General features: G+C 56.3%; 11 protein-coding genes. 6 read left to right on the top strand and 5 right to left on the bottom strand.

Annotation, left to right across the window (positions count from 1 at the left end):
• The 3 genes from LKO31_RS04195 to LKO31_RS04185 are packed head-to-tail and all read right to left on the bottom strand — an operon-like array spanning nucleotide 1 to nucleotide 5,465.
• Nucleotides 1–1,998, bottom strand: coding sequence for a hypothetical protein (locus LKO31_RS04195; RefSeq protein WP_227688810.1), 1,998 nt, complete (start codon nucleotides 1,996–1,998; stop codon nucleotides 1–3).
• Nucleotides 1,999–2,001: 3 nt separating this feature from the next.
• On the bottom strand, nucleotides 2,002–4,014 hold the full coding sequence (locus tag LKO31_RS04190; protein ID WP_227688809.1) for a heme-binding protein: 2,013 nt from the start codon (nucleotides 4,012–4,014) through the stop codon (nucleotides 2,002–2,004).
• A gap of 11 nt (nucleotides 4,015–4,025) precedes the next feature.
• Complete coding sequence (locus tag LKO31_RS04185; RefSeq protein ID WP_227688808.1) at nucleotides 4,026–5,465, bottom strand: cytochrome c family protein; 1,440 nt, start codon at nucleotides 5,463–5,465, stop codon at nucleotides 4,026–4,028.
• Between the two features lie 348 nt (nucleotides 5,466–5,813).
• Here LKO31_RS04185 and LKO31_RS04180 point away from each other — a divergent pair, with 348 nt between their 5' ends.
• Entirely contained in the window at nucleotides 5,814–6,731 is a 918-nt protein-coding gene (locus tag LKO31_RS04180) for a tetratricopeptide repeat protein (RefSeq protein WP_227688807.1), read from the top strand.
• Nucleotides 6,732–6,956: 225 nt separating this feature from the next.
• Here the strand turns inward: LKO31_RS04180 and putA are convergent, their stop codons facing one another.
• On the bottom strand, nucleotides 6,957–10,052 hold the full coding sequence (gene putA, locus LKO31_RS04175) for a bifunctional proline dehydrogenase/L-glutamate gamma-semialdehyde dehydrogenase PutA (RefSeq protein ID WP_227688806.1): 3,096 nt from the start codon (nucleotides 10,050–10,052) through the stop codon (nucleotides 6,957–6,959).
• 272 nt (nucleotides 10,053–10,324) lie between these two features.
• Here putA and LKO31_RS04170 point away from each other — a divergent pair, with 272 nt between their 5' ends.
• The 3 genes from LKO31_RS04170 (at nucleotide 10,325) to LKO31_RS04160 (ending at nucleotide 11,883) form a co-directional block, all read left to right on the top strand.
• Nucleotides 10,325–10,768: an Lrp/AsnC family transcriptional regulator gene (locus tag LKO31_RS04170; protein WP_407699252.1), complete on the top strand. Its 444-nt coding sequence runs from the start codon at nucleotides 10,325–10,327 to the stop codon at nucleotides 10,766–10,768.
• Between the two features lie 74 nt (nucleotides 10,769–10,842).
• Nucleotides 10,843–11,322 carry a nuclear transport factor 2 family protein gene (locus LKO31_RS04165; protein ID WP_227688804.1) on the top strand — a complete coding sequence of 160 codons (480 nt, stop codon included), beginning with the start codon at nucleotides 10,843–10,845 and terminating at the stop codon, nucleotides 11,320–11,322.
• 93 nt (nucleotides 11,323–11,415) lie between these two features.
• Entirely contained in the window at nucleotides 11,416–11,883 is a 468-nt protein-coding gene (locus tag LKO31_RS04160; protein ID WP_227688803.1) for a YaiI/YqxD family protein, read from the top strand.
• Here the strand turns inward: LKO31_RS04160 and LKO31_RS04155 are convergent.
• Nucleotides 11,880–12,308: a GNAT family acetyltransferase gene (locus LKO31_RS04155; RefSeq protein ID WP_227688802.1), complete on the bottom strand. Its 429-nt coding sequence runs from the start codon at nucleotides 12,306–12,308 to the stop codon at nucleotides 11,880–11,882. The genes LKO31_RS04160 and LKO31_RS04155 overlap by 4 nt on opposite strands.
• A gap of 153 nt (nucleotides 12,309–12,461) precedes the next feature.
• Between LKO31_RS04155 and LKO31_RS04150 the strand changes: the two genes are divergently transcribed.
• Together LKO31_RS04150 and LKO31_RS04145 are read left to right on the top strand one after the other, a co-directional pair.
• The gene (locus tag LKO31_RS04150) at nucleotides 12,462–13,031 is read left to right on the top strand and encodes a GNAT family N-acetyltransferase (protein WP_227688801.1); all 570 of its coding nucleotides are present in this window, start codon (nucleotides 12,462–12,464) and stop codon (nucleotides 13,029–13,031) included.
• A 128-nt stretch (nucleotides 13,032–13,159) separates the two neighbouring features.
• A complete protein-coding gene (locus LKO31_RS04145; RefSeq protein WP_227688800.1) occupies nucleotides 13,160–16,510 on the top strand; it encodes a TonB-dependent receptor domain-containing protein in 3,351 nt (1,116 codons plus the stop codon).
• Nucleotides 16,511–16,565 lie beyond the last annotated feature (55 nt).

The following is a 16,565-nucleotide window of genomic DNA, read 5'->3' as shown; positions in this document are numbered from 1 at the left end:
TCAATAACTCAAAATCACATTGGCAAGAATGGACACATAGGCCGGACGCCGCTGCTCATTCTCAAACAAAGCTTTAAACCCATCGCCGGGCAGCAAGACCGCCCCGCTCAAACGGCCCACCAAATTTTGCGTCGCCTTGGGCCGCCAGATGGTGGCCACAGACAGATCATATCCAATATCGGTGGGAATATGCCCTTGCATCCGCAGCACCTTCAGCGCCGACGTGCTATCAAACCATAAATGGTTAAAATTGGTGCTCAGGCGGAATTGCGGCGTCAGGTCGAAATCCCCGCCCAATCCGGCAAAGATCGTACCGGGATTGTTAAAATTGCTCTGCCCTTCTTCTTTGGACGAGCGCAGCGAATTGAGCAGACCATTGCGCCCGCTCAAGCTAATCACGCGCCCACCGCCCGCAAAGGGTATGGTCTGCCGTATCCAGTAACTGGTATCCGCCCCGCCAAAGATCGGGTTTTCAAAAATCGCGTCAAAGCCATTTTCGCGATCATCATAGGGGTCGCGGTCACCGCTGGCGTACATGCCGGACAAGCGAAACCGCATCCAATCCACATCATAGCTGGCTTCGGCCGCCGCAAAGCCCGCGCGAATTTGGGCGGGCTTGCTGGTAAAGAAATTGTTCCGATTTTCGCCCAGCGCCGCATAAAAACTGGCCGTCAGGTTGATCCGCCCAATCCGCCCATCCGCGCTATAGCCCAGATAGACCACATCATATTCCCGCCCGCGCAAATCGCCAATCACCGCGGGGCGCACAGGAAAACCATTATGGTCAATCTGCACGTCATTCTTCTCGCGGTTCATATTATAGGTCACGCTGACCTGACTGGTCATCCCGACAAAGGGGAAATCCTGCCGATAAATATTGCCGGTAAAGATAAAATCCTTGCGCGGCGTCTGGGTAATATCATTCAGCCCGCTGTTGGTGTCTTTCTCCAACCGCCAAAAAGCCGCCAAATTATATTGCACACGGTTATTGTCGCGATTGCCAAACAAGCGCAGGCCCAATTGGCTGTCGTTAAACAAAAATCCGCGAAAATCACTTTGGAACGGCTGAATACCCAAACGCACCGAATAAAAATCATATCGGTCCGACGTATTGCCCAAATGCTTGTCGATAAAGGCTTCCTGAACGCCCAAAAAGGCGTCGGTGCGGCGGCTGGGGCGGCTGGGCCGCACATCCAACACCCGCCGCTCCGCCACATCGACATAATTCACATTATACGCCAGCGTCAGTCGATATTCGATATCGGGCGGTTTAAAGGCTGTGCTGCCTTTAATCAGGGCAAATCCCGCAATCAGGCTTTGCGACAATAATAAACTGCTATTGCGCCCAAAGACATCGTTGCTGCCAGGCCGCTCGCTGGTTTGTATGCCCACCGGAATCGGGAAAGTGCGCGGTTCCACCACGCTGTCCGACACCAAATTGGCGACGAAAAACCAATCATCCCCCTTGATCGGCAGCCATTTCACCTTGTCGCGGTTGATCGGCCGGTCGCCCTTCAACGTATTTTGGTGATAGGGGTCGAACCAGCGCTCCTTCACCACGCCCAGCGTCTCAATCAAGCGCCAGCGATCCGGCACCGGCAATTGATCTTCAATGCCAGCAAAATGCTCTGGCGGCGGCGGACGCAGCGCGCCGATATTATCCTGTGTCAAGGCTTCGGGGCGCAGCGGCACAAATCCGGGCCGACGACGCCCCTCCAAAATCTCGATCAAATAGGGATCGGTGATATTGTCGCGCCAATTTTCCGGCGGCGGGGGCGGGGTCAGCTTATCCAACACATCATCATGCCGCGCCCATTTGCCTTCCGGCTGGCCAATCGGCGGAATCACTATCCCATCGGGCAACACATCCGGCGGCACAGGGCTACCGTCCGCCTGCACCGCCGCCTCATCCAGATCAACTGGCTCTGGCGCAGCAACCCCAGATTGCGCTGCAAGGCTGGCAATGATCGGTAACAGACTGATACCCCCCATGCTCATGCCCTACAGCCCCTGACAGACATTTTGCTGGGACGACCCAACAAAGGGGTTAAACGGACACACCGCATAGCGCAGCCGCACACCCGCCCCGACCTGAACCAGTATATTGTCAGACCGCTTATTCGTGCTGGCATTGCCAATACCGCCCACCTTGGCCCCGCCATTATGCGCGCCCAAAAAGCTGATCATATCATCCTGATCAATGCCGTCACCCGACACGCCAATGGCCCCAACCAAGATATTCCCCCGATACAGCGGCACGCTCCCCGGAAAGATTTGCAAGCCATTTTGCAGCGGATTTTGCCCCACCGCGACATCCGGCAAGGCCGTGCAGCGCGCGGGCGTATCAGGCCCCGCGCCCGTCACAAACGCCACATGCTGCGCCAAATTGCCGATAATCAAGGCCGACTGCAAACCGGTGGAAAAGGGGTTAAATTGCCCAATAGGCCGCGACAAAGGCCCGTGCGGGCGGCCCACTTCGCCGTCCGGAAAATAAGGCCGCGCCAAATTGCCAATCGCCCGCGCCGTAAAGGCCGTGCCGCCGCCCAGCGCCGACATATCGTTCAAGAAGGTCCGCGTCGCCCCGACAAAGGCCCGCACATCGGCGCTCGGGTCGCCCAACAAATCATTGCCCGCGCGCACACTGGACATCAGCGCCGCCGTCCGCGCCTTTTGCAAGCTAACATCCGCGCCAAACAAAGGCGCATCGGGGGACCGCACCAGTCCCAGCACGCTGCCATGGCTGTCGACCACGCTAATCGTCACCTCGGCGCGGCTATCCAGCGGGCGGCGAATTTGCGCCCGCGCACGGCTCATCACGCCATAGGCTTCTTCCAACACCGCTTGCACTTCCGCCATGCTCAGCGGTGTCGGAACGCTAGCTCCGTCCGTGCCCGCACGCATCGGAAAACGGTTCGCGCCCGCCCCATTGCTCAGCACATAAGCGCCGCTGATCCCAAATTCGCTGCTGGTCGCGGCTCGCACGCCCGACGCTTCGCTGCCATAAATCGCGCCGCCCATAATCGCGCCATTGCTATAGCCGGTGACCACCACCAAATTGCCGACCACGCCGTTAAGGCTGGCAAAATTACCGCCATTGGTCCGCACACCCGCAAAGCTAGCGTCGGAATAGCGCAGCGTGGTGCCGTCAATCGCAATACGGTCGGCCTGCACCGCGGTGGGCGCTTCAAACCCGCGCGTCGCGGCCAGCGCGATAAATTCCTCATCGTCGCTGTCCACGTCCAAAACATTGGCATCGCTGCCATAATCGCCGTCCGCCATCACGCCAATGCCGCCGACAACCACGCCATTTTTATACAGCGGAAAACCGCCTGCATCCGCCGACAGGCCCAGCGGCGAACGCTTCGGTCCCACCAAAGCCGCGCTGCCTATGGCCCCAAATCTTGTGTTCAAATCGCTGCACGGCAATTGGCTGAACTGCACGCCAAACAACGGCCCGCTTTCCAAGCCCGCCGTCGTCGGCGCAGGCGGAAAATGTTCCTGCACAATCATGCTGGCCGTGCGGGTGGAAAAGGCATTGCCGCTGCTCGACAAATAAGCCCCCGTAATCGCCTTCGCAATCGCCCCCGCTTCGGCGGGAAAGCTGACATTTTGCACGTCCATATTCTGGCCATTGGGCGCGGGCGACGCGGTGGCATCGGCGCGGGCGCCCGTCATCCGGAACACCGCCAACACATTGCCGACACGGTCGGTCACCGCAATGACGCTCGGCAGATTGCGGGCATTGGCTTCCGATATGGCCCCTGCCAAAATCTTTTCCACATCCGCGCTACTCAGCGCTTCGGCGGCGGGCGGCGTATAGACAGGTGTGGTCGGCGTAATCGGCGGAGTTATGGGCGGCGCGGTCGATGTGCCGTCGCCATCACCGCCCCCGCACGACGCCAATATCAAAGACGCAATCACCGCCCCCGCCGCCGACCGAAAGACCGAACACCGAAAGGCCGAAGATCGAACGGTCGAAGGTCGAACGGTCGAAGGTCGATATGTCGTGCGCATCACTCGCATTCCTACTTTAAGGCCGCAATGGCGCGCACCGCCCGCTCAAATACCGTCTGAAACTCGGCGGGTTTATAACTGTTGGGCTCTTTCACCGCGCCATAAGCGCGGTCAATATCGGCGCGTATCCCTGCCGCTGCGCCAATGGTAATCTGGCCCGAACTCACCATACTGCTCAGCAAGGTATCCACGCCCATCACAGCCTGCTGCGATCCGGCATAATCGGTAAAGCGCGCCGTCATCGCCCTGCTGGCAATGGCATCCACCAACACAAAGGCATCGGTGCTGGAAAAGCTTTTCGCTGCAAAGGCGGCTTTTAATTTCGCCACCGTCTGCCCCAATGCCAGCGCCGCTTGATTGGCCGCCGCACGGTCCACCGCCATCGCGCGGTGAAACTCTGCCGTGCGCGCCGCCAATTCGCTGGCCAGCGCCGGCGACGCCAAACGCGCAGCCGCGGCCAACATAATCAGATTTTCATCATTATAGGGCGCATAGCCTTCGGGCAAATTGCGCCCCACATTGTCCACGCCCGTCCGCACCGGCTGCGCTTGGTCAAAAATGCGGCGGTGGCAGCTGTGGCAATCCAGAAAATAAAATTCGGGGAACATACCGTCCTGCCCGCGCTTGGACCGGAACAAATCTAGGCTGCGCTCCAGCACCGTCGCTTGGCCAACCGCCCACATTTGCACATGGTCCGTGCGCGCGCCCGCTGCGCCAAATTTGCGCCAGCCATAATCCGCATCTTCTTGGTGATGCGCCTGCAATTGGCTGAACAAATCCAGCTCAAAGCCAATACGCGGGTGACCCGCCGCCATCATGCGATGGTTCACAAATTGCCCATCCTTGGCCGAACCAAAATGGCAATCGGCACACACGCCCGCGCGCACCACAGGGTCTTCCAATTTCCGCAGGCCCGCTTGCAAATTGGCCATATGCTTGGCGCGCATTTCCGCGCCCACGCTCGGCGCGTTCAACACGCCTGCATAATGGCTGGCAATCCAGCCGCCTGCCGGACCATGGCAGCTTTCGCATCCCACACCATCATCCAAGCGCACCGCGCCATTGGCGCTGGCCCCATTGGTGACATGGCAGCCCAAACACATCGGCGCAGAGGCCGCATCGGCCAGCCCCAAATTGCGGGCAATAAAGCGGCTGCGATTATTGTTCAGCACCGCCCAAGCGCGGCTGTGCGCGCCGCTGGGCGAACTGGGCTCTTGCCAAATTTTCAGCTCATCTTGGCGCACCACATTGCCATCGCCGTCCATGCGGCTGTGACAGGTTGACCCCGCGCAAGATGCAACCCCCGTATAAGACCCTTGATTTTCACTTGCCGATCGCGCGGGGGCCGCCCAGAAAAATCCGAACCCAATCAGGCTCAACATCGCAACCGTCAAAAAGCCTATAAGCTTTTGACCGCCTGCATTGCGCCACTGGCCCATGGCCATTTTCATGATACGGATCCCCCCTACAGGCCTACAGGCCCAACGCTCTATCCCAAATATCGCGGCCCAAGCCCCTAACCGCCCCTGACCACTCGTGATAAATCGGTCAATATCCAGCCATGTTCATGGCAAAATTCCCAGAAGCTGTCTGCACATTTCCGCAAATCTTGTGGTTTTTCCTGTAATCCACATCACAATCCGAATATTTTTCTTATGCTTACCAAATTTGGCGATCCTGACATATCTTCTGATCTGCCTGTTGCAAAGCTATCGCCAATCGCGACCGTTGATCTCTGCCTTTTTGCTTGTCAAAAAGCGCGCGACCATAAAAAAGAAAGTATGCCTGCCATGGGTGCCATGTCCACAACCAACAAAACCATATTGGCGGCCTCCGCCTTGCTGCTGTGCGGCGCTGTTGGCTATACCCTATGGCAGGAACAAGGCGGTGCCAGCACCCCTTCCGCCATGCTATCGACCGATGCTGGCGGCGATGTCATTGCCGCGCTGGAACAGCAAATTCGCGACAATCCCGACAATGCCGAAACATGGTCCGCGCTGGCCAATGCGCGCTTCGACCAAGGGCAGTTTTCTGCCGCCGCAGAAAGCTATCAAAAGGCCACCAGCCTGTCACCGCGAAGCGCCGGTCTATGGTCCGCCTATGGCGAGTCTTTGTTAATGGCAAGCGAACGCGACCCCATGCCCGCTGCGGCGGCGGCCGCTTTTGAAAAAGCGATCACGCTTGACCCCAAGGAACCGCGCGCCCGCTATTTCATGGCGGTGAAAAAAGACCTGTCGGGCGACCATCAAGGCGCAATCAACGATTGGTTCGCCCTGCTGGCCGACACCCCCGCTGGCGCGCCATGGGAAGCGGACCTGCGCCGTACCATCGAACAAGTCGGCGCCATTCATAAAATCGATGTCGCCCCGCGCCTTGCGGCCACCAAGGCCCCCGCTGCGCCGCCGCTTTCCGCCCAAGACATGCCCGTCGCCGCCCGCGCCATTCCCGGCCCAACCCGCGCGGACATGGAGGCCGCGTCCCAGCTTCCCAAGGGCCAACAAGACGCCATGATCGACGGCATGATCGCCAGTTTGGAATCCAAAATCGCCGCCAATCCGCAAAATGTCGATCAATGGATCATGCTAATGCGCAGCCGCATGACCTTGGGCGAAACCAATAAAGCCGCCAAGGCTTTGCAGGACGCGGTCGCCGCCAACCCTGCCGCCGCTGCCCGCCTTCGCGCGCAGGCCAAATTATTGGCGGTCCCTGGCGCTTAAGCCGCCAACCCCAAGCGCCATACCCCAAATAACATAGCCCAAAAGTAAAAGGGTGCATGCCGCAATGGACATGCACCCTTTTCCCACTCGGCGCAAAGGGGGGGGATATTGGCCGAGCGGGCATTCATGCGGGGGATGTGAAACTGGCCTCATTCTGGCGGAATGAACCGGAACCCGTCACGCAGCCCCTTTTCGCACGAAAATAATATCGTCTGACCAGCCGCCTCAGCTCGCCATCAAAGCCGCGTTACCGCCCGCCGCCGTCACGTCGGTGCTGATGGTTTTTTCTTCGGCAAAGCGATGCAAATAGCGCGGGCCACCTGCCTTGGGTCCGGTGCCCGACAGGCCCCGTCCACCAAAGGGTTGCGATCCGACAACCGCACCAATTTGGTTGCGATTGACATAGATGTTGCCGACTTCGGCATGGGCCGCAATATGCGCCGCCACACTGTCGATGCGCGTATGCACACCCAAGGTCAGCCCATATCCCGATGTGTTAATTTGGTCGATCAGCGCATCCAATTCGCCGCCCTTCCATGTCACCACATGCAGCACAGGGCCAAAGATTTCGCGCTTCAAATCGGTCACATCATCCAAGCGAATGATCACCGGGGCAACAAAGCTGCCACCCGCCACATCGCCCATGCGCGTGGCCTCGGCCATCACGCGGCCAGCCTTGCGCGCTTCGGCAATATAATCGGCTATGTTGGCGCGGGCTTCTTCGTCAATAATCGGGCCAACATCCGTCGCCAAATCGGCGGGGTTGCCAATGTTCAGCTCGGCCATTGCGCCCGCAATCATGGCGGTCATGCCCTCTGCCACATCTTCTTGCACACATAATAAACGCAGCGCCGAACAACGCTGACCCGCCGACTGAAACGCCGACGCCACCGCATCGCGCGCCACTTGTTCGGGCAAGGCGGTGCTGTCCACGATCATCGCATTGGCGCCGCCGGTTTCGGCGATCAACGTCGCAATCGCGCCGTCACGGCCCGCCAAGCTACGGTTAATCATCTTGGCCACTTCAGTCGAACCCGTGAAGGCCACGCCGATAATCGCCTCACTGCCGGTCAAGGCCGCGCCGACCGTCTCACCCCGTCCGGGCAGATAGTGCAAAACCTCTGCCGGAACACCGGCTTCCAACAATAATTGTACCGCAAAATAGGCAACAAGCGGGGTCTGCTCTGCGGGCTTGGCCAATACGGCATTACCCGCTGCCAAAGCGGCCGAAACCTGTCCCAAGAAAATCGCCAGTGGGAAATTCCACGGGCTGATACAGGTAAACAGGCCCTTGCCTTCCAGCAACAACTCGTTGCGCTCACCCGTTGGCCCTGGCAACTGCACGGGGTCGGTAAATTCAGCGCGGGCCTGCGCAGCATAATAGCGCAGGAAATCTACCGCTTCGCGCAATTCAGCAATGGCATCGACCAAAGTCTTGCCCGCTTCATCCATGCACAGGCCCAAGAACAAGGCATCACGTTCTTCCAGCAGGTCTGCGGCGCGTTCCAAACGCTCGGCGCGATAGGCACCGCCCGCCAAACTCCACGCCCCTTGCGCCGCCTTGGCGGCGGCAATGGCTTCGGCGACAATCGCCTGATCGGCTTCAATCACGCTGCCCATCGCAGCCCCCGTTGCGGGGTTCAGCACCGGCTCACTGGGTCCACTGCGCACTTGGCCACCCACCAAAGGCGCGGCTACCGGCATTTTCGGACGGGCAGCATCAATCGCTGCCATCAACTTCTCGGACACTCCCGGTTCCCCCACATCATATCCACGCGAATTTTTGCGTGTCGGATCAAATAATTCTAAACCATTGGCGATTTTGCGCGGCTGGGACGCCTGCGTGCGCGGGTCCACCGCCAAATCTTCTGCCGTGACATCGGGGTCGGAAAATTGGTGAACAAAGCTGCTGTTCGCTCCATTTTCCAACAAGCGGCGGACCAGATATGCCAGCAAATCACGGTGCGTCCCAACGGGCGCATAAACCCGCACAGGGCGCGGCGGCGGATAGAGCGCCAGCACCGCATCATGCGCGCCCTCGCCCATGCCGTGCAGGCGCTGCAATTCATAATCCGCGTCCGCGAATAATTCGGTCACAAAGGCCAGCGTCATCGCATTGTGGCTGGCAAAAGCCGGGAAAATGCAGCCCTGATATCCGCGCAGCAGTTGCGCACAGCGCATATAATTCAAGTCGGTGTGCAATTTTTGCGTGAACACGGGAAAATCGCCCATGCCCATCGTCTGCGCCCGCTTAATTTCGGTATCCCAATAAGCGCCCTTCACCAAACGCATCGCCAGCTTGACGCCGCGCGCCTGCGCTTTGGCCGCCAACCATTCGATCACGGCAGGTGCGCGCTTCATATAGGCTTGAATCACAATGCCCAAACCGGTCCAGCCATCGGCCACGCCCGCATCCACCAACGCGCCATAGACGTCCATATGGGGTTCCAGACGGTCGCTTTCTTCGGCGTCGATCATCAACGGAATGTTCACCGCCCGCGCGGCCATGCACAATTCAATCACGCGGGGTACCAATTCGCCCATCACACGGTCGGCCTGCCAATATTCATAACGCGGGTGCAGTGCCGACAGCTTAATCGAAATGCCATGGTTGGCATAAGGATCACCAGACTTGGCATCGCGGCCAATGCGCTGAATGGCGTCGGCATAGCTGCGATAATAACGCTCCGCATCCTCGGCAGTGCGGGCAGCTTCGCCCAGCATGTCGAAACTGGCCAGCTCGGTCGTCACCTTGTCGGCGCGCTTTACGGCCGCATCAATGCTTTCGCCCATCACAAATTGCTGACCCAGCATCCGCATCGCCATCATCGCGGCCTGACGGATCACGGGTTCACCCGAACGACGAACCATCGCTTTCAACAGATTCAGCGGATTGGCTTTGCTGCCCATCGAATCCAGCATCAAGGTCGCCGACCCCAACGCCAAACCGCGCGACGACAGGGCGACCACCAACGGGCTATCGCCGCTATCCCCCTCGGCCCACTGACGTCCTGCAATTTTGTCACGGATCAAGGCATTGGCGGTCCCGCTATCTGGCACGCGCAGCAACGCTTCGGCCAAGCACATCAACACCACGCCTTCTTCGGTGGACAGGCGGTAACGGTTCATCAATTGCGCAACCAGCGTTTCCCGGTCGCCTTCGGCCTTGGCGCGGCGGATGATCTGTAAACCACGGTGCGACACCGCGTCCACCGTGGCGGGGGATGACGCCAAAATGGACCGCAAATTGGCCACAACCGCCTCTTCACTCGTGCGCGCCAATATGTTCAGCGGCATACGGTCCTGGGCGAGTGCGGACATAAAAAATCTTTCTAAAAAATCATCTTACGTGACATTAAACGTGCAACCTTTCTACCAGAGCGTCAAAAAGCATTCTGCCTTTATTTATGCCATAAACATAGTATATCGACCATAATTGTGATAAAATTTAGGCTAATTTCATGAAAAATACGCCCATCAAAGTGAAAGCGTCCAAATACAGCCTTCCCAGCGGACATAGCAGCGCGCTGACAAGCCCGCTCTCCGGCGCATTTTCGGGCCCACAAGGCACCTCCAGCCCTCATGTTGTTGATTTGGATGAGTTTGACCGCAAGATTCTCGCGGTCCTACGCGCCGATGGCCGCGTCACCATCACCGATTTGGCCGATGCGGTCGGCCTTTCCAAAACGCCGTGTCAACAACGCCTCCGCCGCTTGCAACAAAGCGGTGTCATCGTGGCCTTTCGCGCGATTATCGACCCTGCCAAATTGGGCCTCGACCATGTCGCCTTTGCCGAAGTCAAATTATCCGACACCCGCGAAGAAGCTTTGACTCAGTTCAACGCCGCCGTCCGCCAAATCCCCGAGGTGGAGGAATGTCATATGATCGCCAGCAGCTTTGACTATCTGCTCAAGGTCCGCACCGTGGACATCCGTCGATACCGCATCATCTTGGGTGAAAAAATATCCGCCCTGCCGCATGTCGCCAGCACATCCACCTATGTTGCCATGGAAACGGTGCGGGAATCCGCCCGCTAAACCCCCGAAAAACAAAAGTTGCAAAAATCGCCACCCACTCGTTATAGCGCCCAATAATTACGCAAAATCATAATATGGGTTATAAAGAGGATAGCGTTGCGATGAATGATGCGCATATTTTACCGAATGTTACTCAAAATATGGTCGATGAACAGGATCTGAGCGGCCCAACGCCAGATCATGTCCGGTCAACTTTCCATCGCTACGCAAAATTATTTACCGCCGCTGACGCCAAAGCCATTGCGGACCTATACAGCCCAGACGCCATTGTGCGCGATCCCGTCACCGCGCCCGCTGTCACGGGCCGCCAAGACATAGAAAAATGGTATCAAGCCTGTTTTGATGCCGCCGGCCCTATGGATATGACCGTTGCCGAAGATGTGCGGGTGGCAGGCCGCTATGGCGCCGCCAGTTTTACGGTATTCGCCGGCGCAGAAACGACAGCTTTCCGCAGTGACACGCTCGATGTTATGGTGTTCGATGACGACGGCCTCATCACCTCCATGACCGCATATTGGGGGCCAACCAACATTCATATGCTCGAAAAGGCTTAATTTACCCATCATAAGGCGGCGCGAATAGGGGCCGCGCAGGCCACGCCCCGCCGCCTGCTGGCATTCCCGCCCCAGCGCGCCTATCATCCCATCATGCTCCATATTTTGATCGACGCCGATGCCTGCCCCGTCAAAGACGAAATATATAAAGTCGCATGGCGTTATCATGTCCCCGTGCTTCTGGTCAGCAACAGCGCCATCCGCATCCCCGATCACCCCCTCATTTCCCGCAAAATCGTGAACGACAGTTTCGACGCTGCCGATGATTATATTGTCGCCCATGTCGCCGACCATGCGGCGGATAAACATATCGTCATCACCGCCGACATTTTATTGGCCGACCGCTGCCTCAAATCCGGCGCAGCCGCCGTCATCGCGCCCAATGGCAAGCCCTTCACTCCCGACAGCATCGGCAACGCCGTGGCGGTTCGCGCCATCATGGCAGACCTGCGCGCTGGCGCAGTGGGCGACGCCATCGGCGGCCCGCCGCCCTTCTCCAAGGCCGACCGCTCCCGCTTTCTGTCCGCGCTCGACCAACATATTGTGCGCCTCTCCCGCTAGGCGGGCGGTCCCGCGATCCGTTTCCCCATGCTCACGCGCGGCTCCACAGCATAGCCCAGCCGCGCATAAAAGGCCGTGACAGCTTCATTCCCGTCACGGATTTGCAGATTAATCTTGCGGCATCCCAACATCACCAACTGCGCCTCTGCTGCGCGCACCAGCCTCGTTCCCACGCCGCTCCGCTGCACATCAGGGTCCACCGCAACCGAATATAGCCACCCACGATGCCCGTCATATCCGGCCATCACCGTGCCGACCACACGCTCTCTATCGACAGCCACCAAAAACAAGTCCGGCTGCATGCGCATCTTTTCGGGCACCGCAAACTCAGCGCGGTTATGTGGCGGATCATCCGGAAACACCCGCCGCCACAAACGGTCGACCCCCGCAAAATATAAGTCGCGATACGCCCCAATCTCTATCATTTGCCCCTCCCCTTTGCCATCCTCTCCTCCGACACTCCGCTTAACCACAGCGCAGCGCGCCACAGCGCCACGCCAGTTTCAAGCAACAAATATCATGATCGCCGAGTTGTTCAGAAATGGAAAGCCATGCCCCTTCATGTCAGGATATGCACCATGACAATCCGCCTTGAAACATCGGCTGACGATGACGCCATTTCGGCGCTCACCACCGCCGCCTTCGCCAACGCCCCGCACAGCAGCGGGACCGAAGCCGCAATCATCACCCGCCTGCGGTCGGATGGTGACCTCACCTTGTCCCTGCTCACCGAGCAATCGGGCGAAATCATCGGCCACGCCGCTTTCTCGCCCATCCATATCACCCATATTGCGCAAGATGGGCTTGCCTCGTTCCCCGCCTCGCCCCCCGCTCCGTCCCCTACCTCGCCCGACACCCCCTACACTTCGCATTGGTTCGGCCTTGGCCCCATCTCCGTCCATCCCGATTTTCAAAATCAAGGCGTTGGCAGCGCCCTCATTCACCACGGGCTGGACCAATTGCGGGCGCGCGGGGCCCAAGGCTGTGTCGTGCTGGGCAATCCAGATTATTACACCCGCTTCGGCTTTCGCGCTGTCCCCACCCTCGTCTATCCCGGCCCGCCGCCCGAATATTTCATGGTGCTCGCCCTAACCGACGCCCCCTTACCCCAAGGCCGCGTCATCTATGCGCCCGCCTTTGGCCCATAGCGCGCGCGTCATTTTCCTATTATAAATCTTCACATTAATAATAATGTCGATTATTTTTACGGAAACAACTCTCCCGCGCATCTAACGAAGAAGCTTGCATAAAGCAGGCCCAAATAGGGGAGAGGGACATGCGTTATCGCGATTTGCGGGGCGTCTTGGCGTCATCAGTGGCTATCATGGCTGTGGCCATCGCCACGCCTGCCATGGCACAAATCCGCAGCTTTGATATTCCGGCACAATCGGCCGCCACCGGCATACCGGCCTTGGCCAAACAAGCCGACATCCAATTACTGGTCAGCGCTGGCGCCGTCACCGGCAAAAAAATCCGCGCCATTCGCGGGCAAATGACCGTCGACGAAGCCATCCGCCGCGCCGTGAGCGACGCAGACCTGCAAATCATCAACAGCGATGGCCGCACCTACACATTGGCCCCGCGCAATCGCAAACGCCCAACGTCAGCGTTGGAAGCCCCCACAGCACAAGCGGCCCAATCCCAAACCGCCCCGCAATATGACGAAATCATCGTGACCGCGCAAAAGAAAGAGGAGCGCATACAGGACGTTCCCATTGCGATGACAGCCTTGTCCGCGAAAGCATTGGATGAGTATAAAATTGAGGGTGGCTCGGAATTGCTGCGAGCGATCCCTAACGTTAACTTTTCAAAAAGTAATTTCTCAATGTATAATTTCTCGATCCGTGGGATCGGGACTAAGGCTATTTCGGCGTCGAGTGATCCAGCCGTCGCTATTAATTTTAACAACACCCCACTCATTCGTAACCGCCTATTTGAGGCGGAATTTTTCGACATGGAACGCATCGAAGTTTTACGTGGCCCGCAGGGTACCTTATATGGGCGAAACGCGACGGGCGGCGTGGTAAATCTGATACCGGCTCAACCCACAGCTGATTTTGCAGGCGAAGTGAAAGGCGAAATCGGTAGCTACGAGACACGCCGCTTGAGCGGAATGTTGAATGTGCCACTAGCTGACACACTCGGGCTGCGCGTTTCGGGCGCATGGACTAAGCGAGATGGCTTCGATTACAACACATTTACGCAAAAACGGACCAATGGGCGGGATTTATACTCCACACGTGCGATTTTGCGGTGGGAACCGTCTGACAGATTAAGTGTCAATGCTATTTGGCAACATTTTGAGGAAGATGATGACCGTTTACGCACGGGAAAACAACTCTGCACCCGCGATCCGGGGCCGGATCGCGTCGGAAATGTTGCCGTAACAGACCCTTGGCTGCGAGGAGGAATGAGCCAAGGGTGTCTGCCGAAGTCACTATATGATGATGCAGCCTATGGCGCGCCCAACGCTTATAGTTACGCCTTTTTATATGTGGGGGGAAACATTGCATGGGGCAGACTGCCGGGACCCGCAGGCGGGACTCGCCCAGGCCCTATCGTGGCCTCGACGGATGGGACCGACCCCTATGAAGGAATAGTTCAATCAAAAAATTTGCGGGAAATTAGCAGCGGCTATGATCCGATTTTTCGCGCGAATAATGATTTTTTCCAGTTGAACTTAGATTTTAATGTCACCGACAATGTAAAGATCATCTCACAAACGGGATATGCATCGGACAAATTTTATAGCACCCAAGATTATAACCGTTACAATCCGTTAAAGCCGATGTTCAACGATAGTCGGGGATTAGTAAATAGCAGGAATGTTCCATTTGATCCGCCAGGGGAGCCTGGAAAATTTCCAGGCGCAACACCAAACGGAATATTTTGCGATCCACAATTAGGATGCCGCGATCGTATGATCGGTGCGGATTTGATGACTTCCGATAATAGACAATGGACTCAGGAATTACGAGTTCAATCCGATTTCAGCAGTAACTTTAATTTCAATATCGGATTGAACTATATAGATTTTAAAACACAAGATAATTATTATGTATTCAATAATATGTTTACACTAATAGCTGATTGGTATTACAGTGCCAATTTCGCACAACCAACAACGCGACCTTGTGAACTAGGATTTGAAGGTCGCGAGTGTATTTACATTGATCCCAACCCGATTTCCAACCTCAACAACATGGGACACAATTACTTTCTAAGCCAGAATGGCGTCAGAACAAAGTCGACCGGAATTTTTGGGGAAATCTATTATGATATTTCTAAAGATGTAAAATTGACTTTGGGTGCCCGATATACGTCCGACGATAAACTATCGAGTCAAGTTCCAACCGAACTTTTATTGGGGGGCGGTAATAAAGTATTTCTACCGGACGGCACAGCAGTTGAACCTGGCGGCGTAACTGGTGGCACTACGAACAGTGGCTACAATCCGCTTCCATCAATTCAGCAAAATTGGAACGCCTTTAGCGGACGAGCCGTAGTCGACTGGCGACCCACATTGTCGTTTACGAATGATACGTTAATTTATTTTTCGGCGTCGCGTGGATATAAGGGCGGAGGAACCAATCCGCCGCGCGTAAACTTCAACCCCAAGGTTGTACAATATTTAGATTTGGCCAAAGAATTTGAACCAGAGTATTTGACGGCTCTGGAAATCGGAACAAAGAATACTTTTCCCAATGGCGTCACTTTAAATGCCAACGCCTTCTTTTACGATTATAAAAATTATCAAATTTCGCAAATCACAGAACGTATCGCATTCAATGAGAATTTTGATGCCATAAGCTGGGGACTAGAATTGGAAGCCGCATGGCGACCATCTCGGCACTTTAAACTGGATAGCAATATCGGCTACCTGCGCACGCGGATCAAAAATGGCGAACAATCCATCGACGTGCTGAACCGAACACAAGGCAACCCAGAATGGATGGTGCTGCGGCCCTGGCTGCAAGTTCCGTCCAATTGCGTCGCACCAACGGCATTGGTTGAAAAGATTCTCGGATCATTTCTGCCGGACCGCAGCTTCCTGTCAGCGCTGTGCCCTGGGGCACAAAGATTGGGAACATTTGACGCCGCCGGATTGGCAGCGGATGGCATCCAAGGTGTCCGCGACCTCAGTCTAATATATGGTTTTACCTATAACCCTTTACGGCCTTATGATCCGGAAACTGTTGGGTTAAACATTGCAAATGGGGGAAGCGGCGCGCCAAATGGCGGCAGAGGGTTTTATGCACCACTGGGCGGGAACGAATTACCAAACTCCCCGCGCGTAACATTCAATATAGGTGCCGAATATTCTCTATTTATGGACAATGATCGGTGGAAGGCAACCTTCCGAGCTGACTACTACAGACAATCAAAAAGCTTTGCGCGTGTTTATAACACCGAGATAGATCGTTTAAAAGCTTGGGATAACGTTAATTTATCATTTTACCTCGAGAGCCTAGAAGACGATCTAACGTTCAATATTTATGTCAAAAATCTTTTTGATAAGGCACCTATTACCGACGCATTTTTCAATAGCGATGACATAGGAATGCCAGCAAATGTATTCACACTTGATCCGAGAATTATAGGATTTAGCGTAAAGAAAAATTTCTAAGTATTATCCCTTATATTTTTTATAAAAATAACTTTTTAAAGTATAAATGCTCAAT

It is taken from the genome of Sphingopyxis yananensis (genome assembly GCF_020687785.1).
Classification (GTDB): Bacteria; Pseudomonadota; Alphaproteobacteria; order Sphingomonadales; family Sphingomonadaceae; genus Sphingopyxis; species Sphingopyxis yananensis.
This window is presented reverse-complemented; position numbering and strand designations above follow the sequence as displayed.

Bases quoted from the DNA above. Each gene is read 5' to 3' on its own strand.
- LKO31_RS04165 (WP_227688804.1), top strand. From the start codon at position 10,843: ATGGGTTATAAAGAGGATAGCGTTGCGATGAATGATGCGCATATTTTA.
- LKO31_RS04145 (WP_227688800.1), top strand. From the start codon at position 13,160: ATGCGTTATCGCGATTTGCGGGGCGTCTTGGCGTCATCAGTGGCTATC.
- LKO31_RS04185 (WP_227688808.1), bottom strand. From the start codon at position 5,465: ATGAAAATGGCCATGGGCCAGTGGCGCAATGCAGGCGGTCAAAAGCTT.
- LKO31_RS04155 (WP_227688802.1), bottom strand. From the start codon at position 12,308: ATGATAGAGATTGGGGCGTATCGCGACTTATATTTTGCGGGGGTCGAC.
- LKO31_RS04160 (WP_227688803.1), top strand. From the start codon at position 11,416: ATGCTCCATATTTTGATCGACGCCGATGCCTGCCCCGTCAAAGACGAA.
- LKO31_RS04180 (WP_227688807.1), top strand. From the start codon at position 5,814: ATGTCCACAACCAACAAAACCATATTGGCGGCCTCCGCCTTGCTGCTG.
- LKO31_RS04150 (WP_227688801.1), top strand. From the start codon at position 12,462: ATGACAATCCGCCTTGAAACATCGGCTGACGATGACGCCATTTCGGCG.
- LKO31_RS04190 (WP_227688809.1), bottom strand. From the start codon at position 4,014: ATGCGCACGACATATCGACCTTCGACCGTTCGACCTTCGACCGTTCGA.
- LKO31_RS04195 (WP_227688810.1), bottom strand. From the start codon at position 1,998: ATGAGCATGGGGGGTATCAGTCTGTTACCGATCATTGCCAGCCTTGCA.
- putA (WP_227688806.1), bottom strand. From the start codon at position 10,052: ATGTCCGCACTCGCCCAGGACCGTATGCCGCTGAACATATTGGCGCGC.